This is a genomic window from Haloferax sp. Atlit-6N (genome assembly GCF_003383195.1).
Lineage (GTDB): Archaea > Halobacteriota > Halobacteria > Halobacteriales > Haloferacaceae > Haloferax > Haloferax gibbonsii.
In genome coordinates, this window is the sequence record NZ_QEQJ01000001.1 from 1,059,976 (window position 1) to 1,083,211 (window position 23,236).

The window sequence follows — 23,236 nt, forward strand, 5'->3', positions numbered from 1 at the left end:
TCGGCGAGTCCGCCGACCAACAGGCTTTACTACTAGGTGATATCACTAGGTGATATGTCGTTCGACGGATTCACCGACGCGACAGAAGCACAGGTCACACGCGCGATTTCGGACTCGTGGATGGAGGAGTTCCGCGAGCGCACCGACACCGAAGTCATCGTCGTCGGCGGCGGTCCCTCCGGCCTCGTCGCGGCCAAGGAACTCGCCGAGCGCGGCGTCGACGTGACCATCGTGGAGAAGAACAACTACCTCGGCGGCGGCTTCTGGCTGGGCGGCTTCCTCATGAACAAGGTGACCGTCCGCGACCCGGCCCAGCGCGTCCTCGACGAACTCGGCGTCCCCTACGAGGAGAGCGACGAGGCCGAGGGGCTGTACGTCGCCGACGGCCCGCACGCCTGTTCCGCGCTCATCAAGGCCGCCTGCGACGCCGGCGCGAAAATCCAGAACATGACCGAGTTCACCGACGTCGTCCTCCGCGAGGACGACCGCGTCGGCGGCATCGTCATGAACTGGACGCCGGTCCACGCGCTCCCGCGCGAACTCACCTGCGTCGACCCCATCGCGGTCGAGTCCGACCTCGTCCTCGACGCGACGGGCCACGACGCGGTCGTCCTCTCGAAGCTCTCCGAGCGCGGCGTCCTCGACGTGAACGGCATCGAACACGCCAAGGAACACAACACGGGCATGGACAAGACCGCCGACGGCGAGTACGGCGCGCCCGGCCACGACTCGCCCGGCCACGACTCGATGTGGGTCTCCGAGAGCGAAGACAGCATCGTCGACGCGACGGGCGTCGTCCACCCCGGCGTCGTCGCCTCCGGCATGGCCGTCGCCACCGCCCACCACCTGCCGCGCATGGGCCCGACGTTCGGTGCCATGCTGCTGTCCGGCCGACAGGCGGCGCAGTCCTGCCTCGACGAACTCGGCCGCGACGCGCCCGAAGTGAGCATCTCCGGGCCCGCTCCGGCCGACGACTGACCGTCTCCCGACGGTCCGATTGTCGGTTCCCCCGACGCCTCTGACACTTGTTTCGGGTCGCTCCCGACCCGTTTTCCGTTACTGCTGGACTCCCTCGCGTTCCTGTTCGTGAACCCAGCCGAGCGTTCGCCGGATTCGCGCCCACCCACGGTTCCACACGAGCAGGAAGCCGGGGACGGCACCGACAGCGAACAACGCGAGATAGTACTGTAACTCGACGACCGGCGGGTACGCCACCGACGCGACTACGTCAACGAGTCGCAGCGCGAACCAGAGCTGTGCCGCGACGAAGTGACTGATGACGAAGGTTCCGACCAGTCGCTCCTGAACGCCCGCCGGTTCGGGCCGCCCGCCGATTCGACTCCGGTAGAGCAGATACCCGACGACGAGCGGTTGGAAGACGACACAGCCGAGCGCCCACAGGAGACTCGCGTTACTCCCCCGCTCGGCGGCGTCGAGAGACACCCAGTAGCCGACGAGCCCCAAGAACAAGAGGTGAAACGCGTTGAAGGGCGCGCCGAGAAGCTCCGCGAGGAACGAGGCCATGCCACCGGTTGACACCGGGGCGACATATCGCTTCTGTCGGCCGGTCGGACCACACGCCGGCGATTGCTACTTCACGACGCCCGCACGGACCCGCGCGAAGCCGAGCGCGTGGGTCGTCTCGTGGGTCACCCGACACCGCGATTCGAGCGCCCGGTGGGCCGCGACGAGCCGCCGGTTCAGCATCTTCGTCGGCGACGCGCGCATCGTGCGCGACCCCGGCGGCGCGGTAACGCGGACGAGCGCCCGAAACGCCGGATTGAGCGGTCGCCAGCGCGGGTCGGTCGTCTCCGCGAGGTCGACGAGACAGAGTCGCCCGCCGGAGCCGACGAGGTCCGCCCACGACGAGACCACGGCCGCGGGGTCGTCGAACATCCCCGAGACGAAGGTGGCGAGGACGGCGTCCGGGGACTCGGTGAGTCCGCGTGCGACCGGCGGCCGAGTCGCGTCGGCGCGGACGAGGTGGACGTTCGGGGAGTCGCGGGTCTGCTCGCGGGCCACGTCGAGGACGCCGGGGGAGAAGTCGACGCCGACGACGGTCCCCTCGGGACCGACGCGCTCGGCGAGGTACGGGAGGTTCGCGCCCGTCCCGCAGCCCATCTCGACGACCGTCTCGCCCGGGGCGAGCGCGAGCGCGTCGGCGGCTTCGGTTCTGACGCTCCCGACGCCGGGCGCGCGGCGGGCGAGCGCGTCGTACAGCGTCGCCCAGCGGGTGTAGAACGACTGGGCGACCGACGACGGGGAGCGAGAACGGGAACGGGAGTTGGGCTGTTCGGCTGTCATGGGACGGGCCTCAGAGCAGGACGCGGACCACGTCGGCGACGGCGGGCGCGTCGGGGCCGAGGATGTACGTGATGGGTTCGATGCCGTAGCCGCCGCTCTGGTAGACGACGAACGTCTCCGGCAGGTCGCGGGCGGTGAGGAGTTCGCGGACCGGGTCGGTCGGCGCGTCCGGGTCGAACTCGATGCACTCGTAGCCCGCGGCTTCGAGGTCCTCGATGACGCCCGCGTCGTAGACGATGTTGAGCGCGGCGTTCACGTCGGCACCGGCGGCGCGGGCCGAAAGCAGGACGCCCGCGACGTGGCCGCTAACGCCGAACTCGGGTTCGCCGGGAACGGTCGCCTGTCCCTTCACGTCGAAGATGCGGCCGGGGATGGCGGCCACGTCGTCGACGCTGTCGGCGTCCGGGAGCGACTCCACGAGGTTGGAGCCGACGTTCGGGATGAGCCCCGCGAAGCCGGAGGTGTTCGTGAGCATGCGGAGGCCGCGGCGGACCGACGAGCGGACCTGCTCGACGGTTCGGAGGCGACCCTCGGGGTCGTGGATGCTCCGGAAGCCGTCGTGGGAGGCGAGTTCGGGCATCTCCTCTTCGTGGAGGTCCGACAGCAGGTCACCCTCTTCGAGTTGGCGGATGAGGACCTCGGCCTCGACGAGCGCCTGCACGGGCGTCATGTCGCCGGTGGCGAGGCCGTCGCCGACGCGGGAGACGAGGTCGACGACGCGGGGGTCGGTGGCGACCCGCTCGTTCGTGGCGACCTCGCCGTGGGCGTACTTCGAGACGGCGCTCTGGCTGATGCCGAGCGCCTCGGCGACCTCCGACTGGGTGAACCCGCGGTCGCGGAGGTCCTCCGCGAGGAGCGCGCGGAACGTCGGGAGGAACGCGTCCACGACGATTTCTTCGATGAACTTCATTCGTCGCCACCGAACTCGGGGTCCGAGCTGAGCCGCGACGCCTGCGGCCCGCGCTGGCCCTGATACTTCGAGCCGCGTTCGACCCCGTAGGGGCGGTCGGCGGGCGACTTCATCTCCGTGAACACGAGCTGAGAGATGCGCATGCCGGGGGTGAGCGCGACCGGCGCGGTGCCGAGGTTCGACAGTTCGAGCGTGATTTGGCCCTCGTAGCCGGGATCGACGATGCCGGCGGTCGCGTGGATGACGACCGCGAGGCGACCGAGGGAAGAGCGCCCCTCGACGGTCGCCAGCAGGTCGTCCGGAATCGCCACGCGCTCTTTGGTCGTGCCGAGGACGAAGTCGCCGGGGTGGAGGATGAAGTCGTCGCCCTCCGGGACGTGCGTCTCGCGGACGTACTCGGAGACTTCGTGCTCTCGGTTCGGGTGGATACAGGAGATGTTCGTGCGCTGGAACTCCAGGAATTCGGTGCCGAGGCGGAGGTCGACGCTCGCTGGCTGGACCTGCATGTCCACGTCGTCTATCGGGTCGACCACGAGGTCACCCTCGGCGAGGCGTGCGAGGATGTCCGAGTCGGAGAGTATCATACTCGAAGGGAGCGCGACGCGGACAAGTAAATCCACCTTCTCGGCGGGAGGTGCCACCCAGTCTCGGCGGGGCGACACCGCCCCGTCTCGGTTCGGAGACGACACCCCGTCTCGGTTCGGAGACGACACCCCGTTCGGCGCGGCTCAGATGAGTTCGAACAGGAGACCGACGAGACTCAGGCCGACGGTGACGACCGCGGCCGACTCGACGTCGAGGTCGCGGGCGCGGGCCATCCCGTACGTTCGGACGTACGTCGCCCACGCGACCGTGACGACCACGACGACCCCGCTGACGAGGCCGAACCCGGACAGCGCGGACTGCATCGCGGTGACCGCGGCCTCGGGGGTCGACGGGAGGTCGATTCGCGGGAGGACGTAGGCGAGGTAGCCGGCGAGCGCGAGGGCGCGGGCCGCGCTCGGGACCATCCCCCACGCGGCGACCGTCAGGGACTCGGCGAAGCCGCCCTCGCCGCCGACGAGCGAGGTTCCGAGGTGGAGCATCACCCCCTCGAAGAGCCAGAACAGCGGCACGCCGACGAGCATCGCCCACGGGACCCACGAGATTTCGTCCCAGACGAGGTCGCCGAGGCGCTCGTCGAGCTGTTCGGGGACCGAGGGGTCGCAGCCCGCCGGCGCGTCCATGTCGGCGAACGGGCCGCCCTCTTCGTAGTTTTCGCACATCCATTCCGGCGCGTGCGCGGGGTTGTCGACGCTGACCTGCTGGTCGAGCTGTTGGGTGAACGTGACGAGGATGCCGCCGGTGGCGGCCGCGACGACGAGCGTCACGAGCGCGACGACGGCGAGCGCCCGGCCGGTATCGAGCGGTCGCGGCCGCGACGCGAAGTACTCGCGCGGCTTGAGGAGGGGCGTTCGGGGACCTGCCATCAGTCGAATCACGGAGATGTCGGTGAAATGTCTTCTGCCCCGCACGCGACGCCCGCGATGGGAGGACATTTACCGCGTCGGCGGGGAGTAGCGGGCATGAAACAGGCCATCGTCGCACGCGCCGACCTCGGCATGGGCCGGGGAAAGCTCGCCGCGCAGGTCGCCCACGCCTCGCTGTCCGCCTACGAGGACACCGACTCGCAGACTCGGAAGCGCTGGAAGGGCGAGGGACAGAAGAAAGTCGTCCTCAAGGCCAACGGCGAGTCCGAACTGTTCAAACTCGCCGACAAGGCCGAGCGGGCGGGCATCCCCCACGCCATCATCCGCGACGCGGGGCACACGCAACTCGACCCCGGCACGGTGACGGCGCTGGCGGTCGGCCCCGCCGACGACGAATCGGTCGACCGCGTGACCGGCGACCTCTCGCTGTACTGATGCGCGAGGCACACCCGCTGGAGCGCGCAGTCGGCATCGACAGCTACGTGAGCGACGCCGACGGCGTCGGCGGCCGCCTTCGCGTCGCCCCCGAGGACTTCCGCGTGCGCGAACTCGAACTCGACTCGCTGAACGTCCGCCCGCCGGACGCGCCGACCGGCGACTTCCCGAACCTCGTGCTCCGCGTCACCCTCCGCGGCTGGGACACCAACGACTTCGCGGGGCGGCTCTCGGACGAACTCGACGCGAGCAGAGAGCGCGTCTCGTGGGCCGGCACGAAGGACAAACACGCCGTGACGACCCAGCTGTTCACGGTCAACGGCGGCGACGCCGACGACGTGCCCGAGATTCCGAACGCCGACATCGAGGTCGTCGGCCGCCTCGGCCGCACGCTGAACTTCGGCGACCTCGCGGGCAACGGGTTCCGCATCCGCGTCCGCGACCCCGAGAACCCCGAAAACGCCGCGGCCGTCACCGACGCCCTCGCCGAGTTCGGCGGCCGGGACGAGCGCGTCGGCGTCCCGAACTTCTTCGGCCACCAGCGGTTCGGCAGCATCCGCCCCATCACCCACACAGTCGGCCTGCACGTCGTCCGCGGCGAGTGGCGCGAGGCCGTGTTGGCGTACTGCGGCGGACCGACCGAGGACGAACCCGAGGAGACGCAGGAAGGCCGCGCCGTCGTCGACGAGGAAGCCGCGTCGGCCGACCCCGACTGGCACCGCGCGCTCGACCGGATTCCGGGCTACCTCGGCTACGAGCGCGGCATGCTCCACCGACTCGCCGAGGACGGCGCGGAGACCGACGAGGACTGGCGCAACGCGCTCGAATCGGTCCCGTCGAACCTCCAGCGACTGTTCGTCAACGCCGCGCAGTCCTACGCGTTCAACCGGATGCTCTCGGAGCGCCTCGACCGCGGCCTCCCGTTCGACGAACCCGTCGAGGGCGACGTGGTCTGCTTCGCCGACCGCGACGCGCCCGAGGGGCTGGAGCTCCCCGACGTGAGCCGACTCCAGACCGCGACGGGCCGCCGCGTCGAGGTCATGGGCCGACACATCGAACGCGGTCGCGCGTTCGTCACGGCCCCGCTCGTCGGCACCGACACCGAACTCGCCGAGGGCGAGCAGGGCGACATCGAGCGGGCCGTCCTCGACGACCTCGACCTCGAACCGGGCGACTTCGACCTCCCCGGCAACTTCCGGTCGACCGGGACGCGCCGGGCGATTCTCGTCCGCACCGACCTCGACGTTGACCGCGAGGGCGGCACCGACGGCGATGGCGACGCTGACGACGCTGGCGACGACCTCGTCTTCGACTTCGCGCTCCCCCACGGCTCGTACGCGACGGCCGTGATGCGCGAGTACCTGAAGGCCGGCCCGCTCGACCTCTGAAACGGGAATCGAGACGCGAACTTACTGTTTTGCGGCGCTTGCCGCGGGGCTGGCTCCCGCCCGTCGCTCGGCGTCCGCGGTGCGCGTGGTCGCGTAGCCGATGGCCGCGAAGGGAAGCGAAAAGAGCGTCGCGGCGACCGCGAACCCGACCGCGAGACCGACGGTCTCCAACCGGAAGCCGGCGGCCTCCGCGGCCGGCGGGAAGTACGACCACGCGGGGATTGCGAACGCGAGCGCCGAGACCGTCGCGCCGAGGCGGAACCGGCCGCGGGCGCTGGCGACGCCGAGCGCGTAGCCGACCGCCAGCGGGAGCGCCAGCGTCGCGGTTCGGGCGACCGAGGGACCGGCGACGAGCGACGCGGCGACACCGCCGAGCGCGACGGGGGCCATCGCGTACAGCGACCCGGTGACGACGCCCTCGGCGTTCGAGCGGCCGGCGAAGACGGCACCGCCGGCGGCGAGGAGCGCGACGCCCGCGCCGGCGACGACGACGGGTCTGTCGCGGGCGAAGACGACGACGAGCGGGACGGCCGCGGAGGCGACGAGCGCGAACGCGAGTTCGGCGGTCGTCCGCGTGTCCGAGGGGTCGCGGTGGGCGACGAACGCGCGGAAGCTCCCGGCGGCGACCCACGCGAGAACGGCGAAGAGCGCCGTCGAGAGGGGCGCGGCCCGGCGGAGGTACGAGGCGACAGCGAGACCCGTATCGAGCGCCGACTGGCCCAGTTGCGTGGCGAGGCGGACGGTCGTCTCGGGGTCGAGTGCGAGCGCGACCAGTCCGACGAAACCGGCGAGCGCGAGCGGCGACAGCGATGCGAGAAGAGCACGGCGGCGCATACGAAGTGGACTCTCGGACACGGGGACGAATATGTTTCGCCGGGCGAACCGCGCGTCGGGGACCGCTGCACGTCCGGACCGACCCGCATAAACGGCCTTTTGTACGCGCACGCCCGACACGTCGATATGCACTGTCGGCGGTGTGGAAACCCGTTAGAGAAGCCGGGAGACTACTGTCTCACCTGCAACACCGCCAACTGCGACGCCGTCGTGGCCGTCTTCGAGGCCGACCGCGCGACGCTGACGTTTCTCGACGAGGAGGACGTGCTCGGCGAGACGACCGTCACGACGATTCCCGAGTCGGACGACGAGACGAAGGTCGTCCAGCTCCGCAACTTCGCCGGTCTCGTCGCCGACGAGATTCGGCGCAAGCGCCCCGAGACCGTGTACGCCGCGGGCGAGCGCGACCCGCTCCGAGAGACGCGCGCCCAACTCCACCACGAGTTCTACCGCGTCTCCGACGACAATCCGGTCCAGCGCGTCCTCGACACCCGCGGCGAGCGGACGCTGGAGGTCGTCGACATCCCGCCCGCGGAGAAGTTGGGCGGGAGCCACAGCACGCTCATCGGCGGGCGACGGGGCCGCCGGGCGATCGGCGTCGTCGCCGGCCACCCGCACGTCAAGAAGGTCATTCCCGGTCCCATCGACGCCGGGGGCACCGGGTCGCGGACGGGGCTCCGGGCGAAGGTCACCCGCGCCGACGACAACGGCAACGTCAGACTCCTCCTGCGAGACGGGTCGAGCGTCCAGGAGAACCGCATCGTCACGACGGCGATGAACCGCGAGACGGGCGAGCGCGTCCGCGACGACCTGAACGAGGCGCTGCGAGAAGACGAGTTACAAGACACGTAGCGGAGGAAAACACGCCGGGCCGGAATCGAGTGGCTGACTCAGGCCGACTCTGCGGCCCCCTCCGAAACCGTCTCGATGTGAATCGGCTCCGTCTCGGCTTCGTCGCGCTGTGTCTCGTACCACGCGACCGTCTCGGCGATGGCGTCTCGCAGCGGCGTCGGTTCGACGGCGTCGCCGAACGTCTCGCGGAACTTCGCGTCGCGGACGACGTACGGCTCCTCGAAGGCGTAGCGCATCTCGGAGAGTTCCTTCAGCGGCGCGCTCAGGTAGCCGCCGAGGGTCAGCGCGAGCCCCGGAGCGGCGATGATGCGCGGGAAGCCGGGGTCGACGTCGGCGGCCTCGTAGACGAGGTCGACGAAGCGGCGCGTCGAGACCGTCTCTGGGTTCGGGACGTGCCAGACCTCGCCGAGGGCCTCGTCGCGCTCGCCGAGGAGGACGAGCGCCCGCGCGAAGTCGGGGACGTAGGTGTAGGTGTGGGCGAGTCGCGGGTCGCCGAACACCTTCGCGCGCTTGCCCGCGACGGCGGCCCCGAACACCTGTTCGCCGACGGCCGACTCGCGGACGCGCGGGCCGAAGAAGTCGCTGGCGCGGCCGATGGTGGCCTCGATGCGGCCCGCCTCGTGGGCGTCGAGGACGATGTCGGCGCACTCGGCTCTGGCCTGTCCCTTCGGGCCGGTGGCGGCGTACGGGAGGTCCTCGGTGAGACGGACCTGCACCGGGCCGTACATGTAGAGGTTCTCGGCGACGACGAGGCGCGCGCCGGCGGCTTCGGCTCCCGCGACGATGCCGCGGGTGAGGTCGGGGAACAGTTCGGGCCACTCGTCGTACGGCGGTTGGGCGCAGTGGTAGACGACAGCCGCGTCCGCGAACGCGGCGACGGCGCGGTCGGGGTAGAGCACGTCCGCGAGGCGGCTCTCGACGCCCTCGGGGAGGTAGTCGGGTTCGTGACGCGTCACCGCGGCCACGTCCGCCCCGCGCTCCCTGAGCTGTTCCATCACCGCGAGTCCGACCGGGCCGGCACCGACCACCACGTGTTGTGTCATGGTCTCCCGTACGCGCGCCGGCGACAAAGCGGTGTCTAGGCCCGTCACATGCCGAGACGACTCGTAGGGTTTATCCATACCGGCGAGGTAGTTCGCGGTACTATGGCCGACAAGAAGGCTCGATCCGTCGGTAGTTCCGGGCGCTTCGGCGCGCGGTACGGCCGCGTCGCTCGACGCCGCGTCAAGGAAATCGAAGCAGAGATGCGCAACTCCAAAGTCGACGGCGACGACGTCACCCGCGTCGGAACCGGCATCTGGAAGAACGAAGAGACCGGCGAGGTCTTCACCGGCGGTACCTACCGCCCGCAGACCCCCGCAGGCAAGCAGGTCCGCCGTTCCATCCGCGCCGCGCTCACCGGCGAGGACGAATAACTCCCAAGTAGCCTCGACTCTTCACATCTCACAATGAGCTACAAGTGTTCCCGGTGCAAGCGCGATGTCGAACTGGACGAGTTCGGTGGCGTCCGCTGTCCGTACTGCGGGCACCGCGTCCTCCTGAAGGAGCGGTCCCCCAACGTCAAAGAAGTCGCCGTCGAGTAGCGTGCGTCCAGCGCACAGCGCTTCGCTCGAATTCGACTATTCTGAGGAGCGGCGCGCACGCGTCGTCGAGCGGAGCGTCGCCGTCGAGGAAGGCGAGATAGACGACGCCCGGTCGGGTGCCCGCGTCGACCGCGAGGGACGGACCGTCGTCGTCACCGTCGAGGCCGACGACCTCGTCGCGCTCCGCGCGGGCCTGAACTCGTGGATACGCCTCGTCGAGACCGCAGAGCGCGTCGCGGACGTCGGCGAGCCACTGTCCGGGTCCGCGTAGGAGACCGCGGGTGTTTTAGGGCCGGCGTCCCGTCGGTTCGGGTATGCAGGGAAGTCTGCCGCCGGAAGCCCAAGAGAAGCTCGAAGAACTGCAGAACCTTCAGGAGACCGCCCAGAACGTCTCCGAGCAGAAGCAGTCCTCCGAGACCGCGCTCAACGAAGCACAGACGGCGCTCACCACGCTCGAGGAAATCGACGCTGACTCCAAGATGTACCGCGAGGTCGGCGAACTCCTCATCGAGACCGACTACGAAGCGGCCAAGGACGACCTCGAAGAGAAGGTCGAGAGCCTCGAAGTGCGCGTCGAACAGCTCACGAAGCAGGAGACGCGCGTGCAGGAGAAGTTCGAGAGCCTGCAGGAAGAGCTCCAGCAGATGCTCCAGGGCGGCGCGGGCGGCGCGGGTCCGATGGGCCCCGGCGGCGCGTAAATGCCACAGCCGACGGACGAAGAAGTGGTCCAGACCGCCGCGGAGGCGGCTGAGGGCCTCATCTTCGCCCGCTTCAAGCAGTCTCGCGTCAAGGACTTCGACGTCACCGTGACGTTCGAAGACGGCGTCCTCGACGTGGACGTGTACGTCAACGCGCCCGACGACGCCGACGACGCGGAAGCCGTCGCCGAGGAGGCGGCGCTGACGGCGCAGGAGGCCGTGGACGAACTGTTCGCGGCCGCCGACGAAGAGTAAGGGACGTTCTCGCGGGCACCCCCCGCACTCGGTTTTCCCGGTGAGCGGTGCCGCCGACTCGACCCTCGAGCAGAGCGAGCGCCGTCGATTTGCAGATTGAGTTTTGGATTCCGCAAATATCACCGGCCGTGGGTGTGGGAACACACGACACAATTATACATGATTGTGGTGTATGTTACCTCATGTCAATCAGAAGGACGCCGAGAGGGACGACCGCACTGGACCGGTTGCGAGAGCGATACAGCGAGGACGACCTCACCTGTTCGAAGTGTGGCTTCACCGACAGCGACGGTGAGTGGTCCGCCAAGACGACCGGGTCGAGCGTGTTCTACCGGCGGGTCTGTCCGAGTTGCGGCGCTATCGAGACGCGGACGCTCTCGCTGAAGTAGTGCGACGGGGGGGTTCGCTCGTCGCTGGAATCGAACCGCGAGTGGCGACGCGGCCGGCGGCGAGAGCGGAACTGAGAGCGAAGGCGAGGGCGACGAGCGGCGGCGAGTCGCCTACGCGAGGAAGAACACGAGCAGGCTGACGGCCATCGCCGCGAGGATGAGCGCGAGCGCGAGCGCCCCGCCCATCGAGACGACGACGTTGGCGTGGCTGGCGAGTGTCTCGGTGCGGTCGTTGCCGAAGATCGTCACCTCGACGCGCTCGGTCGCCATGCCGGCGACGACGGGTTCGGCGTCCGCGAGCGCCTCGTCGACGAGGCGCTCGATGGTCTCGCGGAGTTCGTCGGGGTCGATGGCCGCGCCGACCTGATTTTCCGCCTCGACGGTGTTGACGATGTGCGTGTCGGTCGTCATCACCTCGGCGATGTCGGCTTTCGCGTTCGGCCCGGTCGTGAGTCCCTCGACGATGCGGTCGCGCAGCCCCGGTTCCATGTTGTTCCCGTCGATGAGGACGTACGCGGTCGTCTGGTCGCCGACGCTCGTCGCGGCCACGCGGATGCCCAGCGGCCCGATGCCCTCCCGGGGCGTCCAGTCGGTCGGGTCGAACGCCGTCCCCAGCGAGAGCGAGTCGTGCGACGACGCCGAGAGTTCCTCGCCCGCGAGTCCGGCGGCGGTAATCATGTCGAACGACCGCTTGCTCCCCGGGGTGACGTGGCCGAGGTCGGCCCCTTGGAGCCCGTTGTTGCAGTTGTGGGCGTCGACGAGGAGCACGTCCCGGAGGCCGCTCGTGCGGGCCTCGGCGGACGCCGAGAGGCCGACCGCGTACTCGACGTCGTCGGCGAACTGCGGGGCGTACGTCGACACGAGGAGCGCGTCGTCGCCGAAGCGCTGGCCGAGCATCTTCGCGTCGCCGGACTGCACGCGGACGCTTTCTGTCACGTCGGAGCTGTACTCGATGTTCTCGTAGGCGTCGTCGGCCGCGTCGAGGACCACGTCGACCTCGCGCTCGGTCACGAGGTTGAAGTCGTGGCCGGCGGTCGCGTGCGGCGGGAACGCGAGGCCCTCGGCGCGTCGGGCGACGCGTTCGGGGAAGTTGCCGCCGCCGATTTCGCCCATCGGCCCGGGGTGAATCATCGGCAGGACGAAGCGGGCCTTCTCGGTGCCGTCCTCGCGCTCGAACGAGAGCACGGTGACGGGGACGATTGCCTCTTGGCCGAGCTGTTCGAAGAAGTCCTCAAGCTCGCGGGTGCCCTCGGCGATGTGGCCGATGAAGCCGCGGATGAAATCGAGGACCGACACCCCGAGGCTCCGACGCCACGGGCGGTCGACGATGCGGAGGAAGACGTAGACGCCGAGAGCGTACACCACGCAGGTGATAGCGAGGAGTTGGAAGTGGCTCAGCGCGATAGCCGACAGCTCCGGCGGTGCCCGGTCGGGACGGGCGAGATACGGCATCAGATAGGCGTCGAGGATGGGACCGCCGACCTCGAAGAAGCGGAGCGTCCCGCTGTAGACGAACAGGAGCGCGGCGGACGTGAGGGTCTGGATGCTCGCCGGGACCGCCGCGATGAGCAGCGACGACCGCGAGACGGCCATCACGATGAGCAGGCGGAAGGCGAACACCGACGCAAGGGCGACCACGAGCGCGTCGAAGATGAACGTCTGGCCGAGGCCCGTGAAGACGGAGACGATGGCGGCCCCGGTGAGGAACGTGACGATGATTACCTCGCCGGCGAGCGCGAGGAGCGACGAGCGGTTGTGCGTCAGTTTCCCGCCGACGAACCGGTCGACGCCGGTGGTCCCGAACGCCGCGACGACGGTCGGAATCCCGATGAAGAAGATGCCTTCCCAAGCGTCTCTGCCGAGGAAGAAGATACCCCGCCACGAGCCGGCGAGGTCCCCGGAGTCGAACGCCCCGATGCCCGCCATCGCGGCGACGAGCAGGGCGAACCCGAGACTCGTGTACCAGCTGGGCGCGCGGAAGATGAACCGCGAGAGCCCAGCGAGGTCGCTCTGGGTGGAGGTCATTTCCCGAACAGACAGAACGGAGGCCGGTAAATGTCTCGGCTTGCTTCCGAGGAACGACCGTGGGAGACCGCGTCGTGTCGCCGGGATGCGATTTTCTCCCGCGGCGGCGGGGAGAGTCTGGTCGCGGCGACAGACCAACGCGAGTCGCCGCGGACCGCGAGACGGCCTACTGCTCGCAGATGTCGATGAAGTTCTCGAAGACTTCCTCGCCCTCGTCGGTGTGGGCGACCTCGGGGTGCCACTGGACGCCGTAGAGGTCGCGGTCGGCGTCGCTCATGGCCTCGATGGTACACACGTCGCTCGTGGCGGTGTGGGTGAAGCCCTCGGGGACCTCCTTGACCTCGTCGGCGTGGCTGGCCCAGACGCGGGTCTCGGGGGCGAGCGAGCCGATGAGCGGGTCGTCCTCGTCGAGGATTTCCACGTCCACGTCGGCGTAGCCGCCGTAGTCGCCGGAGCCGACGCGGCCGTCGAGTTCTTCGGCGAGAATCTGCATGCCGAGACAGATACCGAGGACGGGCACGTCGAGGTCGAGGTAGTCGGGACTGCGGCCGATGCGGTCCATGTCGGGGCCGCCGGAGAGGACGATGCCGTCCGCGTCGATGTCCGCGGGGTCGGTGTCGTTGTCGACGAGTTCGGTGTCGACGCCGAGGTCGCGGAGCGCGCGCCGTTCGAGGTGGGTGAACTGCCCGTGGTTGTCGATGACGACGATGCGGGTCATGTCCCGGATTGGACCACCGTGCCTAAAAGTCAATCGAAGAGTGGTCGAGATACGCGTATCCGTGCATCAGATTGGCACGTCGGAGGTGGTTGGGGGCGAGAGTCGCCACGGCGACTCACTCGTCGCCGGCGCGGTCCCGGGCCGTCTGAAATCCGAGTTCGTCGAGTTCCTTCGTCCGGCGGCCCTCCCGCTCGGCGAGTGCCTCGACGTCGGGCGAGGCGTCGTCGTCGATGCGGGCGAACGACTTGTGGACCTTCGTGTGGCACCACCGACACAGCGCGACCGTAATCTCGTGCGAGGGTTCGTCGCCGTCGCGGCCGCCGTACGACAGGTGGTGTTCTTCGAGTAACGGGCGGGCGGCCGAGTCGTGGGCCATGCGAACCTCTTCGAGGCCGCAGCGGACGCACTCGCGGCCGTTCGTCGTCGACGCGTAGTGCGGGCAGTCGCGGAAGTCACAGCCCTCCGCGGCCGCGACGCACTCGTAATTCGCTCGGGCGCGCTCGCGGGCGAACGCCGGGTCGCGGTCGGCGTACTCGCGGGCGAGGCGACACGCGCCGTCGCTCGTGAGGTAGTCGCAGCGACCGGCGTGGTCGTAGGGGTCGTCGACTCCCACGGGCGTCCCTGTCGGCGTCCGCTCCATGGGGCGCGTTCGGGGCGGGGCGGGCCTAAACGTTGCTCTCGACGGCGGACGACCCGCCGTCTCGGCGGTGGATTCATCACGCGCGCCGTCGAAGCCGGCGTCGTGAGACTCGTCCACCGACAGAACGGAACCCAATCGACACTCGCGTCGGACGTCGAGACGGCCGACTCGTTTCTCTCGCAGGCGCGCGGGCTGATGTTCCGCGGCTCCGTGCCGGACGACTACGCCCTCGTGTTCCGGTTCGACGACGCCGACCGCCACAGCCTCCACATGGTGTTCGTCCCGTTCGACATCGACGCGCTCTGGCTCGTCGGCGACGAGGTGACGAAGAAAAAACGACTGTCGGCGTGGACGGGTATCGGCTTCGGCATGGCCGACACCATCATCGAACTCCCCGCGGGCGCGGCCGACGACGTGGAACCCGGCGATTTGGTCGAACTCTCCGAGTAGGCGTTCGAACCGACAGCCGCGGGAGCCACCGACTGAACACGCTTCCAACGACGCCCCCGTCGAGACACCAATTTCTGTCGGAACCATCTCTTTTATACACTCGACGACATATGTGTTCAACTACTATGTCGGGACCTACCACACCGACGGAGGATAGAGTAAGTCGTCGCGAGACGGCTGGCTGTGAAATTCGACGGTTCTAACCTACAAGGACACGATTCTACCGTGAACGAACGATTCGGGAAGACCCCCGAGCTACGCACTTCTGATTCAGTACAGCTTCTAGACACCACGCTCCGCGACGGCGAGCAGGCCCCCGGCGTCTCGCTGACGCCGGCCGAGAAGGCCGATATCGCCCGCGCGCTCGACCGTGCGGAGGTCGATTACATCGAGGCCGGCAGCGCCTGCACCGGCCCCGGCGAGCGCGAGACGATAAAGCGCGTCACGTCGCTCGGCCTCGACGCGACCGTGACGAGTTTCGCCCGCGGCGTCCAGAACGACGTGGACCTCGCGCTCGACTGCGACGTGGACGGCGTCACGCTCGTCGTGCCGGCGAGCGACCGACACGTCGAGTCGAAAGTCGGGACGACCCGCGAGGACGTCGTCGAGACCACCGACGAACTCGTCGCCTACGCCAAGGACCACGGCCTCTGGGTCGAGGTCATCGGTGAAGACGGCTCGCGGGCCGCCCCGGAGTTCCTCGAATCGCTCGCGCGCGCCAGCCACGACGCCGGTGCCGACCGCTTCTGTTTCGCCGACACGGTCGGCCACACGAGCCCCGAACACACCTACGAGGTCGTCTCTCGGCTCGCCGAACTGGGGCCGACCTCGACGCACACCCACGACGACCTCGGCCTCGCGATGGCGAACGTCCACGCCAGCCTCGCCGCGGGGGCCGACCTCGTCCACACCACGGTCAACGGCATCGGCGAGCGCGCCGGCAACGTGGCGCTCGAAGAGGTCGCCATCGCGCTCGACCACTGCTACGACGTGGAGTCGGTGAAGCTCGACGAACTCTACGCGCTCGCCCAGAAGGTCGCACAGGCCACGGGCGTCGCGCTCCCGCCGAACAAGGCGGTCGTCGGCCAGAACGCCTTCACCCACGAGAGCGGCATCCACACCGACGGGACGCTCAAGGACGACGCGATGTACGAGCCGTACCCGCCGGAGACGGTCGGCCGCGAGCGCCGCCTCGTCCTCGGGAAGCACGCCGGCCGCGCCGGCGTCAAGGCCGCCCTCGACGAACACGGCGTCGACGCCACCGACGAGGAAGTCGCGGCCGTCGTCGAGCGCGTGAAGGAACTCGGCGACCGCGGCAAGCGCGTCACCGACGCCGACCTCCTCGCGTTCGCAGAAGACGTCCAGGGCCGCGAGCGCGCCCGACAGGTCGAACTGCTCGACCTCACGGCCGCCTCCGGCGGCGGCACGCCGACCGCGAGCGTCCGCCTCCGCGTCGAGGGCGAAGAACGCGTCGCCTCCGGCACCGGGTCCGGCCCGGTCGACGCCGCGGTGAAGGCGGTCCGCGAGGCGCTCGGCCCCAACGCCGACGCCCAACTCGACGAGTACCACGTCGACGCCATCACCGGCGGCACCGACGCCGTCGTGACCGTCGAGGTGACGATGTCGCTCGGCGACCGAAGCGTCACCGTCGCGGCGTCGCACGCCGACATCACGCGGGCGAGCGTCCAGGCGATGGTGAACGCGCTGGACCGACTGCTCGCGCCGAATCACACGTCGCCGACGCCCGCGTCGGCCGACGACTGAGAAAACGACCCCGCTTCTTCGCGCCCGCTCCCGCTCTCCGGGCCTTGCTCGCGGGTGACCGAGTTCGCTCTGAGACCGCAGTCTACACCGACTTACTGCGTGTCTTTTGCGACGAGGTAGGTCCAGCCGCCCCGGCGCTCGAACCCGATAGCGGCGTCGCCGAGTTCCGTCTCCGCGAAGTCGGCGACGCGGCCGGTCCGGACCGTCGTCACGTCGATGCGTCGCGTCCCGTCCCGTTCGCTCGTGTCCGCGCTTGCTACGTTCGCACTCATACGTTGGCCGACGCGGGCAGGGGATATGTATCGCATCCTAGTAGAGTGAAAGTGAAATCGAGGGACTGCGCGGGGGAGGCGCTCACGCGGGGGAGAGCGTGACTCAGGTCGAACTCGGCTTCGAGCCCAGTCCGAAGGTGATGAGAGTGGCCACGATGACGAACGCGACGCCGAAGTAGCCGGCAAGTCGGTAGACCTCGATGGTGAGCAACAGGAACAGGAGGGCGATGATGACTTCGAGTCTGTGTTCGAGTGTGGCGTCCATACGGTCCACCATTCGTGTCTGATTAGTAACTATTTTGGCAGGCGAAGCGTGAGCCGTCTGGCGTATCAGAACCGATTTGCAATCCAGTCTGGACTACCGAAACGATGGTTGGGTTCACGGAGCGCGAGCGGTCGGGAGTGTACAAGTCGATATACGCGCGGCGGGATATCAGGCGGTTCGGCGACGATCAGGTTCCGGAGGAGACGCTGGCGCGACTGCTCGACGCCGCGCATCACGCCCCGAGCGTCGGCTTCTCGCAACCGTGGGACTTCGTGGTCGTCGAGGACGCCGAGACGAAGGCGGCCGTCGCGTCCATCGCGGAGCGGGCGATTGCGGCGGCCCGCGAGGGCTATCGAGAGCCCCGGAAATCGGAGTTTGGCCGGCTGAAGTTGGAGGGCATCACCGACGCCCCGGTGAACATCTGCGTCACCTGCGACCCGACGCGGGACGCGCCGCACGTCCTCGGGCGCAACACGATGCAGGCGATGGACGCCTACTCGACGTGCCTCGCCGTGCAGAACCTCTGGCTGGCCGCGCGGGCCGAAGGCGTCGGCGTCGGCTGGGTGTCGTTTCTCTACCCGCACGAGGTCCGCGAAGTGCTCGGGATTCCGCACCACGTCGAGCCGATTGCGTATCTCTGCGTCGGTTATCCCGAAGCCGGCTTCCCGGAGGAGCCGGTGCTTCAGCGAGAGGGGTGGCGCGAGCGTCTCGACACGAGCGAACTCGTCCATCGAGAACGGTGGGAGTCCGGGTCGGCGGAGGACATCGACGAGTGAGACGGCGGCGCGACGAGACGCGCCGCTCGAAATGTTGTGGCCGCGAGAAGCGCCGAGGGTGAGATTTGAACTCACGTGTCCGAATGGACAGTAGATTTCGAATCTACCGCCTTGGCCGGGCTAGGCTACCTCGGCTTCCATCGTTGTCTCTCTCGCGGATAGTTTAATCCGTTTCGATTTCCGAGGGCCGCGACGAGGACTCACACGGACGCAGTCGGCGAGTCTGTGGCCCAACTGCGTCCGGGCGGGGCGGGGCGGGCAGGACCGACGACCGGCGAGTGACCGACCAGAGCGCCGCCGACCAATGGGAATAAGTCGCACGCAGACCCGGGAGGTGTATGGACATCGACACGGCCAGCGAGACGTGCACCGAGGTGCTCGACGCCATCTCGGAGGCCGTCATCGCCGACCGAGCCTTCCTCGAAACCGTCCTGACGGGCGTCCTCGCCCGCGGCCACGTCCTCCTCGAAGACGTCCCGGGAACCGGAAAGACACTCACCGCGCGGAGCGTCGCCACCGCGCTCGGACTGTCGTTTTCCCGCGTGCAGTTCACCCCGGACCTGCTTCCCGCCGACGTGACCGGGACGAACATCTACGACGAACGCGAGCGGACCTTCGAGTTCTCGCCGGGTCCCATCTTCGCGAACGTCGTCCTCGCCGACGAGATAAACCGCGCGCCGCCGAAGACGCAGGCCGCGCTCCTCGAAGCGATGGAAGAGGGACAGGTGACCGTCGACGGCGAGACCCACCAGCTCCCGAGGCCCTTCTTCGTCATCGCCACGCAGAACCCCGTCGAACAGGAGGGGACGTTCACCCTCCCCGAAGCGCAGGTCGACCGGTTCGTCGTGAAGTCGGCCATCGGCTACCCCGACCTCGACGGCGAGGTCGAACTCCTCCATCGGCGCGCCGGCCGGAGCGAACAGAGCCCGAGCGTCGAGCGCGTCCTCGACCGCGACACCGTCGCCGCCATCCGCCGCGCGCCCGAGTCGGTCCGCGTCGAGGACGACCTGCTCGAATACATGGCGAGACTCGCGCGGGAGACGCGCACCGACCGCCGAGTCCGCATCGGCGTCTCGCCCCGCGGGACCCAACGGCTGTTCGAGGCGACCCGCGCCCGTGCCGTCATCGAGGGCCGCGCGTTCGTCACGCCCGACGACGTGAAACGCGTCTCGCAGTCCGTGCTCGCCCACCGGCTCGTTTTGACCCCGGACGCGCGGGTCGAGGACGTGCAGAAATCGGACGTCGTCGACGACGTGCTCGGCCGGGTGACCGTGCCGACGCTGGAGTGAGTGGGAGCCGTGCGGCGGACACGCCGCTCAGCGCGTGACGACCGTCACGAGCGCGACCACCCCGACCAGCAGTAAGACGACGGCCGTGATGGGCTGGCCCCCGGCGGCCGCCCGGTCCGCGCCGTAGACGACCGCTGCCCCGACCGCGAGCACGACGAGCGTCGCCGCCGCGTGGACGAGTTCGAGCCGGAGCGTGTCGGTCTCGCGGCCGAGGTGTTCGCCGACGGACCGCGCGTTCTCCGCGATGTCCCACGCGAGTATCGAGCCGAGCGCGGCGAGGAGGAGCGCCTCCGTTCCGGCCCCGCTCGCGCCCGCGAAGAGAAGCGAGAGGAAGAACAGCCCGCCCGCGGCGTCGACGATGCGCCGCGAGCCCCGGAACAGCCCGGCGGCGAGCGCGACCGTCGCGACGAGGCCGCCGACCGCCGCGGTCGACGTGGTGAAGCCGAGCGTGAACGTCGTGAGCCCGGCGACTGACAGCGCCATCGCGGTCCCCGTCCGGGTCGGCTTGCGGGTGATTTCGCTCACCGCGACCACCCCGCTTCGGCCCGCGCGAGCGCGACGCCGAGCGGTTCGTCACCCCAGTCGAGGACGCGGACGCCGCTCCGCCGGAGTTCGCGGAGCCGCAGGTCGCGCTCGATGCGCGCGAGTCGCGCGCCGATGGTCGCGGTCGTCGTCGGGTCGGGCGAGACGACCGTCACGGCGTGGCCGTAGGCCTCCAAGCGGCGGGCGACCGACACGCCGTAGTCGTCCACGAGCGGCGAGCAGAAGATGACCTGCGCGTCGCTGGCGAGCCGACGCCGGAGCCGGCGGACGGCGACGGAGGGGAAAAAGGCCCCGTCCGGCGGCGTCGGCGCGAACGCCGGGTGGGTCGCGAACAGCCGACGGGCGCGGGCGCGGTGGTCGGCGCCCGACGAGGGGGCGAGCCAGCACTCGTCGGGCCCGAACGCCGCGACGCCGACGCTGTCGCCGCTGTCGAGGAGCGCCGAGAAGGCGACGCTCGCGGCGTCGACGGAGCGCTCGACCGCGGTCTCCGCCTCGTCGTCGGGGGCGACGTGCGCCTCCGGGCGGGTGTCGACGACGAGGACGACGGCCGCGGCGCGCTCTTCTCTGAACTCCACCGTGGCGAGTTCGCCCGTGCGGGCGCGGCGGTTCCAGTCGATGCGCCGAATCGGGTCGCCGTGGCGGTACTCGCGGATGGAGGCGAACTCCAGTCCCGACCCCGGCACGTCGGTCTCGACGCGGCCGGCGTACTTCGAGGTGAGGCCGCGAAGCGGCAGGTCGGCGGTCGCGGCGAGTTCCGGCTCACACCGGAGCGTCGTCTCGGCGCTGACCGTCTCGCGGGACTCGACGGCCCCGCTCGGGTCGCGGACGACGACGACCGTCTCCTCCCACGCGTGCTCGCCGCGGACGGCCGTGACCGTATAGGTCGCCGTCGCGGTCGCCCCCGGCCTGAGCGCCGTCCCCAGTCGGGCGGGGCCGTCGGCGACGCCGAGCGCCGGCGGGACGCCGTCGACGACCCGGAGGTCGAACAGCGTCCGCGACCCCTCGTTGGTGACCCGGAGCGTGACCTCGACCTCGTCGTCGGGGTCGGGCGTCGCGTCCGAGAGGTCGCGCTCGACGCGAAGCGACACCTCGGGAATCGCCGCGACCCGGACGTAGCCGAGCACGACGACGCCGAGGCCGGCCGCGAGGAGCAGCGACGCCTCGCGGGTGAACACGCCCGCGCCGGCCGCGACGAGAACGAGGCCGTCGAGACCGGTCCAGCGTTCGGTGTCGAACCCGCGGCTCATCGGCGCTCACCCGCGGGACCGTCGTCAGTGCCGATTCGCTCTATCGCGGCGACGGTTCGCCCGGCGCGGTCGGTGAGCGACGACTGTCCAGACAGGAAGAGCCGGACGCGCTGTCGGAGCGGAATCGAGACGGACGCGCCGAGAAAGCGCGCGGCGACCGGGTCGTCGGTCCAGCCGCCGGTGTCGAGGAGCGCGGTCGCTTCCTCGGGGGCGCGGCCGTCGCGGGCGACGAGCGCCTGTTTCGCCCGCGCTTCGAGTCGGTCGACGACTCGCTTGCGGGCGGCCCAGTGGGTGTGTCGACCCATCGCCGACACGAGGTCGTCGTCGAAGTCGGAGCCGGGTATCGGGACCGCGACTCTCGCCTCCGGGTCGCCGGTGACCGTGGTGTTCATCGGGGTTTCGCGGCGGTGCTGGACGTACCGAAGCCCCTGAAGCGCCGCGAGCGCCGCGACGAGACCGAGAAAGATGTCCGTCAGTTCGAGGCCGAGCGAGACGCCGGCGACGACCGCGAAGCCCGCGGCCGTGGCGACGACGCCGACGAGCAAGAACAGCCGACGCGCGAGCGTCATCGGTCGTCCCCCGTCGCGTCGGCGTAGGTGTCTTCGATGTTCCTGAGCGCGTCGACCGCGCGGCGCTCGCGCTCCGGCGTCGCCTCGAAGCCGCCGTAGCGGACTTCCTCGAACAGCGTCGTCAGGTCGCCCACGTCGTCGCGGTCCATGCCCGCGTCGACGGCGGAATCCGCGAACTCGGCCGGCGTCGCGGCGCGGCGGTTCGGTACGTCGAGGAGCGCCGTCATCTCTCCCCACGCGCGGAACACTTCGTTTTCCACGTCGGCGTCACCGTCTTCGATGCGCTGGGCCGCGGCCCCGGCGGCCCGGCCGACGGCGGCGACGTTCGGTCCCTCCTCCTCGGCAGCCGGGTCGATTTCGTCGTCGGCCGCGGGCGAGTCGCTGGTCCCGGTGACGAGCAGGAAGACCGCGACGACGAGCGCGACCCCCAACAGGAGGCCGAACAGGAGTGTCGGCGGCGAGACGGCCTGTGCCGCGCCGCCGTCGCCGAGACTGCCGCCGCCGCCGGCGGGGAGAAACGACACGTTGCGCGCGGCGGCCGCGGCGCGAGACGAAAACGAAAACTCGCGGCGACACGCCGTGAGGAGGGCGAACAGGAGAACGACCGGCGGGCCGAGCGCCACGAAGATGGCGAGCGGCGGGAGCAACGAGCCGGTCTCTCGGTAGGCGTACGCGCCGAGGAGGACGAAGACGAGGGCGACCCCGGCGAGGATTCCGGGCGAGAGCAACCACGGGAGACACGGCGTCGGAATGCTAAGGCCGTCGAACGACCCGCCGGTCGGTTGCACGCCGGTCTCGTCTGTGTCACCAGCGACTGCGCCCCCGGTCTCGCCGCCACCGAAGCCGACTGGACCGCCGTCGCTGACGACGGTCGAATCGATGGTGGCGGCGACGACCGAGAGGGCGACGACCGCGAGGAGGGCGAGCGCGAGTGCGCGGAGGGCGGAACGGTCCACGATGGTAGGTAACAGTATGCGGGGTAAAGACATTTCGAGGGACGAAGCGGTCGTCGGGACGTGAGCGACGTCACCTCGGTACCCGACCGGACCGGATGTTGCTGCTAAACTCCTCAACCGCTGCTAGCTTGTCGAGGCCGTGCTGAATACATCGCGCGAGTCGGTCACACACTCGGCCTCGTGATTTATGTTAATACTTTAGCACTACTACGGCATGGAACGATTTTACGTATTTAACGCACTCCTGGCGATATATGGTGCAGCCTTCGCAATCGAATCAATCTCCGCTCTCGCCGACGGGAGCACAAGCCTACCAATCATTTTGGGTAGCATCGCTGGAATAGGACTGGCGAGTGCATCCGTATACGAGATGACTACTGGCTCTCCATCCGACTTCGAGATTGGCGACATAGGGTTCTGGGCTGTCGTTTTGGGTGTTGTGGCACTTCTCTCACTTCAGGTTCTTGAGATTACTCAGATTGTGGGATAGTAACCATTCGAAAGAGACGAGACAGACCACCCGTGCAAGTGAACCACCCGCGGGTACGGCGGACGAAAGCCGAGGCACGACACCCACACACCACGTTTGCAAGTGAATTGGCGGT

31 protein-coding genes and 1 tRNA gene are annotated in these 23,236 nt (G+C 69.3%); 15 read left to right on the forward strand and 17 right to left on the reverse strand.

Annotated elements, in window-relative coordinates:
• Positions 1–54 precede the first annotated feature (54 nt).
• Positions 55–978, forward strand: a complete 924-nt coding sequence (locus tag DEQ92_RS05430) for a sulfide-dependent adenosine diphosphate thiazole synthase (RefSeq protein WP_004065032.1) — start codon at positions 55–57, stop codon at positions 976–978.
• A gap of 78 nt (positions 979–1,056) precedes the next feature.
• On the opposite strand, the gene DEQ92_RS05435 is transcribed toward DEQ92_RS05430, so the two are convergent.
• From DEQ92_RS05435 to DEQ92_RS05455, 5 genes are all read right to left on the reverse strand, one after another.
• Positions 1,057–1,524, reverse strand: coding sequence for a hypothetical protein (locus tag DEQ92_RS05435; protein ID WP_004972928.1), 468 nt, complete (start codon positions 1,522–1,524; stop codon positions 1,057–1,059).
• A gap of 66 nt (positions 1,525–1,590) precedes the next feature.
• Positions 1,591–2,304: a class I SAM-dependent methyltransferase gene (locus DEQ92_RS05440; RefSeq protein ID WP_115820507.1), complete on the reverse strand. Its 714-nt coding sequence runs from the start codon at positions 2,302–2,304 to the stop codon at positions 1,591–1,593.
• A gap of 10 nt (positions 2,305–2,314) precedes the next feature.
• Complete coding sequence (locus DEQ92_RS05445; RefSeq protein WP_004065036.1) at positions 2,315–3,214, reverse strand: thiamine-phosphate synthase family protein; 900 nt, start codon at positions 3,212–3,214, stop codon at positions 2,315–2,317.
• A complete protein-coding gene (dcd, locus tag DEQ92_RS05450) occupies positions 3,211–3,798 on the reverse strand; it encodes a dCTP deaminase (protein WP_004972933.1) in 588 nt (195 codons plus the stop codon). Before dcd ends, DEQ92_RS05445 begins: the two co-directional genes overlap by 4 nt.
• Before the next feature lie 144 nt (positions 3,799–3,942).
• Complete coding sequence (locus DEQ92_RS05455) at positions 3,943–4,683, reverse strand: Yip1 family protein (RefSeq protein WP_115820508.1); 741 nt, start codon at positions 4,681–4,683, stop codon at positions 3,943–3,945.
• Between the two features lie 96 nt (positions 4,684–4,779).
• Here DEQ92_RS05455 and pth2 point away from each other — a divergent pair, with 96 nt between their 5' ends.
• Together pth2 and truD are read left to right on the forward strand one after the other, a co-directional pair.
• On the forward strand, positions 4,780–5,118 hold the full coding sequence (gene pth2, locus DEQ92_RS05460) for a peptidyl-tRNA hydrolase Pth2 (RefSeq protein WP_004972937.1): 339 nt from the start codon (positions 4,780–4,782) through the stop codon (positions 5,116–5,118).
• The gene (gene truD, locus DEQ92_RS05465; protein ID WP_004972940.1) at positions 5,118–6,506 is read left to right on the forward strand and encodes a tRNA pseudouridine(13) synthase TruD; all 1,389 of its coding nucleotides are present in this window, start codon (positions 5,118–5,120) and stop codon (positions 6,504–6,506) included. The genes pth2 and truD overlap by 1 nt, the downstream gene beginning before the upstream one ends.
• A 21-nt stretch (positions 6,507–6,527) precedes the next feature.
• On the opposite strand, the gene DEQ92_RS05470 is transcribed toward truD, so the two are convergent.
• Entirely contained in the window at positions 6,528–7,340 is an 813-nt protein-coding gene (locus tag DEQ92_RS05470; RefSeq protein ID WP_004972942.1) for a hypothetical protein, read from the reverse strand.
• Positions 7,341–7,466: 126 nt separating this feature from the next.
• Between DEQ92_RS05470 and DEQ92_RS05475 the strand changes: the two genes are divergently transcribed.
• A complete protein-coding gene (locus DEQ92_RS05475; RefSeq protein ID WP_050458699.1) occupies positions 7,467–8,192 on the forward strand; it encodes a DUF2103 domain-containing protein in 726 nt (241 codons plus the stop codon).
• 38 nt (positions 8,193–8,230) lie between these two features.
• Here DEQ92_RS05475 and DEQ92_RS05480 read toward each other — a convergent pair whose 3' ends face one another.
• Positions 8,231–9,235, reverse strand: a complete 1,005-nt coding sequence (locus tag DEQ92_RS05480) for an NAD-dependent epimerase/dehydratase family protein (protein ID WP_115804579.1) — start codon at positions 9,233–9,235, stop codon at positions 8,231–8,233.
• A 102-nt stretch (positions 9,236–9,337) separates the two neighbouring features.
• Between DEQ92_RS05480 and DEQ92_RS05485 the strand changes: the two genes are divergently transcribed.
• The 6 genes from DEQ92_RS05485 (at position 9,338) to DEQ92_RS05510 (ending at position 11,117) form a co-directional block, all read left to right on the forward strand.
• Positions 9,338–9,607 carry a hypothetical protein gene (locus tag DEQ92_RS05485; protein ID WP_004972948.1) on the forward strand — a complete coding sequence of 90 codons (270 nt, stop codon included), beginning with the start codon at positions 9,338–9,340 and terminating at the stop codon, positions 9,605–9,607.
• 33 nt (positions 9,608–9,640) lie between these two features.
• A complete protein-coding gene (locus tag DEQ92_RS05490; RefSeq protein ID WP_004044283.1) occupies positions 9,641–9,775 on the forward strand; it encodes a DNA-directed RNA polymerase subunit P in 135 nt (44 codons plus the stop codon).
• Position 9,776: 1 nt separating this feature from the next.
• On the forward strand, positions 9,777–10,046 hold the full coding sequence (locus tag DEQ92_RS05495) for a KEOPS complex subunit Pcc1 (protein WP_004972949.1): 270 nt from the start codon (positions 9,777–9,779) through the stop codon (positions 10,044–10,046).
• 43 nt (positions 10,047–10,089) lie between these two features.
• A complete protein-coding gene (locus DEQ92_RS05500; RefSeq protein ID WP_004972952.1) occupies positions 10,090–10,473 on the forward strand; it encodes a prefoldin subunit beta in 384 nt (127 codons plus the stop codon).
• Entirely contained in the window at positions 10,474–10,728 is a 255-nt protein-coding gene (locus DEQ92_RS05505; protein WP_004972953.1) for a DUF3194 domain-containing protein, read from the forward strand.
• Between the two features lie 182 nt (positions 10,729–10,910).
• Positions 10,911–11,117: an HVO_0649 family zinc finger protein gene (locus DEQ92_RS05510; protein WP_050458698.1), complete on the forward strand. Its 207-nt coding sequence runs from the start codon at positions 10,911–10,913 to the stop codon at positions 11,115–11,117.
• Between the two features lie 111 nt (positions 11,118–11,228).
• Here DEQ92_RS05510 and DEQ92_RS05515 read toward each other — a convergent pair whose 3' ends face one another.
• The 3 genes from DEQ92_RS05515 to DEQ92_RS05525 form a co-directional block, all read right to left on the reverse strand.
• On the reverse strand, positions 11,229–13,142 hold the full coding sequence (locus tag DEQ92_RS05515; protein WP_115820509.1) for a DUF2070 family protein: 1,914 nt from the start codon (positions 13,140–13,142) through the stop codon (positions 11,229–11,231).
• Between the two features lie 166 nt (positions 13,143–13,308).
• A complete protein-coding gene (locus DEQ92_RS05520; protein WP_004972959.1) occupies positions 13,309–13,860 on the reverse strand; it encodes a GMP synthase subunit A in 552 nt (183 codons plus the stop codon).
• Between the two features lie 115 nt (positions 13,861–13,975).
• Entirely contained in the window at positions 13,976–14,500 is a 525-nt protein-coding gene (locus DEQ92_RS05525) for a hypothetical protein (protein ID WP_115820510.1), read from the reverse strand.
• A 102-nt stretch (positions 14,501–14,602) separates the two neighbouring features.
• Between DEQ92_RS05525 and DEQ92_RS05530 the strand changes: the two genes are divergently transcribed.
• Complete coding sequence (locus DEQ92_RS05530; protein ID WP_115804576.1) at positions 14,603–14,950, forward strand: DUF192 domain-containing protein; 348 nt, start codon at positions 14,603–14,605, stop codon at positions 14,948–14,950.
• Between the two features lie 225 nt (positions 14,951–15,175).
• Positions 15,176–16,714 (forward strand): (R)-citramalate synthase, encoded by a 1,539-nt coding sequence (locus DEQ92_RS05535; protein ID WP_004972964.1) that lies wholly within the window; start codon positions 15,176–15,178, stop codon positions 16,712–16,714.
• A gap of 92 nt (positions 16,715–16,806) precedes the next feature.
• Here DEQ92_RS05535 and DEQ92_RS05540 read toward each other — a convergent pair whose 3' ends face one another.
• Positions 16,807–16,986, reverse strand: coding sequence for a hypothetical protein (locus tag DEQ92_RS05540; protein ID WP_004972970.1), 180 nt, complete (start codon positions 16,984–16,986; stop codon positions 16,807–16,809).
• A gap of 103 nt (positions 16,987–17,089) precedes the next feature.
• The gene (locus DEQ92_RS23780; protein ID WP_007275755.1) at positions 17,090–17,251 is read right to left on the reverse strand and encodes a hypothetical protein; all 162 of its coding nucleotides are present in this window, start codon (positions 17,249–17,251) and stop codon (positions 17,090–17,092) included.
• A gap of 104 nt (positions 17,252–17,355) precedes the next feature.
• Here DEQ92_RS23780 and bluB point away from each other — a divergent pair, with 104 nt between their 5' ends.
• Positions 17,356–18,027 carry a 5,6-dimethylbenzimidazole synthase gene (gene bluB, locus DEQ92_RS05545; protein ID WP_115820511.1) on the forward strand — a complete coding sequence of 224 codons (672 nt, stop codon included), beginning with the start codon at positions 17,356–17,358 and terminating at the stop codon, positions 18,025–18,027.
• A 50-nt stretch (positions 18,028–18,077) separates the two neighbouring features.
• Here the strand turns inward: bluB and DEQ92_RS05550 are convergent.
• Positions 18,078–18,162 (reverse strand) — tRNA-Ser (locus tag DEQ92_RS05550).
• 203 nt (positions 18,163–18,365) lie between these two features.
• Here DEQ92_RS05550 and DEQ92_RS05555 point away from each other — a divergent pair.
• Positions 18,366–19,316 carry a MoxR family ATPase gene (locus DEQ92_RS05555; RefSeq protein ID WP_115820512.1) on the forward strand — a complete coding sequence of 317 codons (951 nt, stop codon included), beginning with the start codon at positions 18,366–18,368 and terminating at the stop codon, positions 19,314–19,316.
• Positions 19,317–19,343: 27 nt separating this feature from the next.
• Here DEQ92_RS05555 and DEQ92_RS05560 read toward each other — a convergent pair whose 3' ends face one another.
• The 4 genes from DEQ92_RS05560 to DEQ92_RS05575 are packed head-to-tail and all read right to left on the reverse strand — an operon-like array spanning position 19,344 to position 22,631.
• Positions 19,344–19,850 carry a hypothetical protein gene (locus DEQ92_RS05560; RefSeq protein ID WP_004972979.1) on the reverse strand — a complete coding sequence of 169 codons (507 nt, stop codon included), beginning with the start codon at positions 19,848–19,850 and terminating at the stop codon, positions 19,344–19,346.
• Complete coding sequence (locus DEQ92_RS05565; protein ID WP_050458693.1) at positions 19,838–21,106, reverse strand: DUF58 domain-containing protein; 1,269 nt, start codon at positions 21,104–21,106, stop codon at positions 19,838–19,840. The genes DEQ92_RS05560 and DEQ92_RS05565 overlap by 13 nt, the downstream gene beginning before the upstream one ends.
• Entirely contained in the window at positions 21,103–21,675 is a 573-nt protein-coding gene (locus tag DEQ92_RS05570) for a hypothetical protein (protein WP_115820513.1), read from the reverse strand. Before DEQ92_RS05570 ends, DEQ92_RS05565 begins: the two co-directional genes overlap by 4 nt.
• The gene (locus DEQ92_RS05575; protein ID WP_115804571.1) at positions 21,672–22,631 is read right to left on the reverse strand and encodes a DUF4129 domain-containing protein; all 960 of its coding nucleotides are present in this window, start codon (positions 22,629–22,631) and stop codon (positions 21,672–21,674) included. Before DEQ92_RS05575 ends, DEQ92_RS05570 begins: the two co-directional genes overlap by 4 nt.
• A gap of 214 nt (positions 22,632–22,845) precedes the next feature.
• On the opposite strand from DEQ92_RS05575, the gene DEQ92_RS05580 reads away from it, so the two are divergent.
• Complete coding sequence (locus tag DEQ92_RS05580; protein ID WP_049913366.1) at positions 22,846–23,121, forward strand: hypothetical protein; 276 nt, start codon at positions 22,846–22,848, stop codon at positions 23,119–23,121.
• The last annotated feature ends 115 nt before the right edge of the window (positions 23,122–23,236 follow it).

Coding starts and splice junctions, on each gene's coding strand:
- DEQ92_RS05525 (WP_115820510.1), bottom strand. CDS start 14,500: ATGGAGCGGACGCCGACAGGGACGCCCGTGGGAGTCGACGACCCCTAC.
- DEQ92_RS05510 (WP_050458698.1), top strand. CDS start 10,911: ATGTCAATCAGAAGGACGCCGAGAGGGACGACCGCACTGGACCGGTTG.
- DEQ92_RS05540 (WP_004972970.1), bottom strand. CDS start 16,986: ATGAGTGCGAACGTAGCAAGCGCGGACACGAGCGAACGGGACGGGACG.
- DEQ92_RS05430 (WP_004065032.1), top strand. CDS start 55: ATGTCGTTCGACGGATTCACCGACGCGACAGAAGCACAGGTCACACGC.
- bluB (WP_115820511.1), top strand. CDS start 17,356: ATGGTTGGGTTCACGGAGCGCGAGCGGTCGGGAGTGTACAAGTCGATA.
- DEQ92_RS23780 (WP_007275755.1), bottom strand. CDS start 17,251: ATGGACGCCACACTCGAACACAGACTCGAAGTCATCATCGCCCTCCTG.
- DEQ92_RS05445 (WP_004065036.1), bottom strand. CDS start 3,214: ATGAAGTTCATCGAAGAAATCGTCGTGGACGCGTTCCTCCCGACGTTC.
- DEQ92_RS05475 (WP_050458699.1), top strand. CDS start 7,467: ATGCACTGTCGGCGGTGTGGAAACCCGTTAGAGAAGCCGGGAGACTAC.
- DEQ92_RS05580 (WP_049913366.1), top strand. CDS start 22,846: ATGGAACGATTTTACGTATTTAACGCACTCCTGGCGATATATGGTGCA.
- DEQ92_RS05490 (WP_004044283.1), top strand. CDS start 9,641: ATGAGCTACAAGTGTTCCCGGTGCAAGCGCGATGTCGAACTGGACGAG.
- DEQ92_RS05520 (WP_004972959.1), bottom strand. CDS start 13,860: ATGACCCGCATCGTCGTCATCGACAACCACGGGCAGTTCACCCACCTC.
- DEQ92_RS05505 (WP_004972953.1), top strand. CDS start 10,474: ATGCCACAGCCGACGGACGAAGAAGTGGTCCAGACCGCCGCGGAGGCG.
- DEQ92_RS05570 (WP_115820513.1), bottom strand. CDS start 21,675: ATGACGCTCGCGCGTCGGCTGTTCTTGCTCGTCGGCGTCGTCGCCACG.
- DEQ92_RS05435 (WP_004972928.1), bottom strand. CDS start 1,524: ATGGCCTCGTTCCTCGCGGAGCTTCTCGGCGCGCCCTTCAACGCGTTT.
- DEQ92_RS05500 (WP_004972952.1), top strand. CDS start 10,090: ATGCAGGGAAGTCTGCCGCCGGAAGCCCAAGAGAAGCTCGAAGAACTG.
- DEQ92_RS05485 (WP_004972948.1), top strand. CDS start 9,338: ATGGCCGACAAGAAGGCTCGATCCGTCGGTAGTTCCGGGCGCTTCGGC.
- dcd (WP_004972933.1), bottom strand. CDS start 3,798: ATGATACTCTCCGACTCGGACATCCTCGCACGCCTCGCCGAGGGTGAC.
- truD (WP_004972940.1), top strand. CDS start 5,118: ATGCGCGAGGCACACCCGCTGGAGCGCGCAGTCGGCATCGACAGCTAC.
- DEQ92_RS05565 (WP_050458693.1), bottom strand. CDS start 21,106: ATGAGCCGCGGGTTCGACACCGAACGCTGGACCGGTCTCGACGGCCTC.
- DEQ92_RS05515 (WP_115820509.1), bottom strand. CDS start 13,142: ATGACCTCCACCCAGAGCGACCTCGCTGGGCTCTCGCGGTTCATCTTC.
- DEQ92_RS05455 (WP_115820508.1), bottom strand. CDS start 4,683: ATGGCAGGTCCCCGAACGCCCCTCCTCAAGCCGCGCGAGTACTTCGCG.
- DEQ92_RS05555 (WP_115820512.1), top strand. CDS start 18,366: ATGGACATCGACACGGCCAGCGAGACGTGCACCGAGGTGCTCGACGCC.
- pth2 (WP_004972937.1), top strand. CDS start 4,780: ATGAAACAGGCCATCGTCGCACGCGCCGACCTCGGCATGGGCCGGGGA.
- DEQ92_RS05480 (WP_115804579.1), bottom strand. CDS start 9,235: ATGACACAACACGTGGTGGTCGGTGCCGGCCCGGTCGGACTCGCGGTG.
- DEQ92_RS05440 (WP_115820507.1), bottom strand. CDS start 2,304: ATGACAGCCGAACAGCCCAACTCCCGTTCCCGTTCTCGCTCCCCGTCG.
- DEQ92_RS05470 (WP_004972942.1), bottom strand. CDS start 7,340: ATGCGCCGCCGTGCTCTTCTCGCATCGCTGTCGCCGCTCGCGCTCGCC.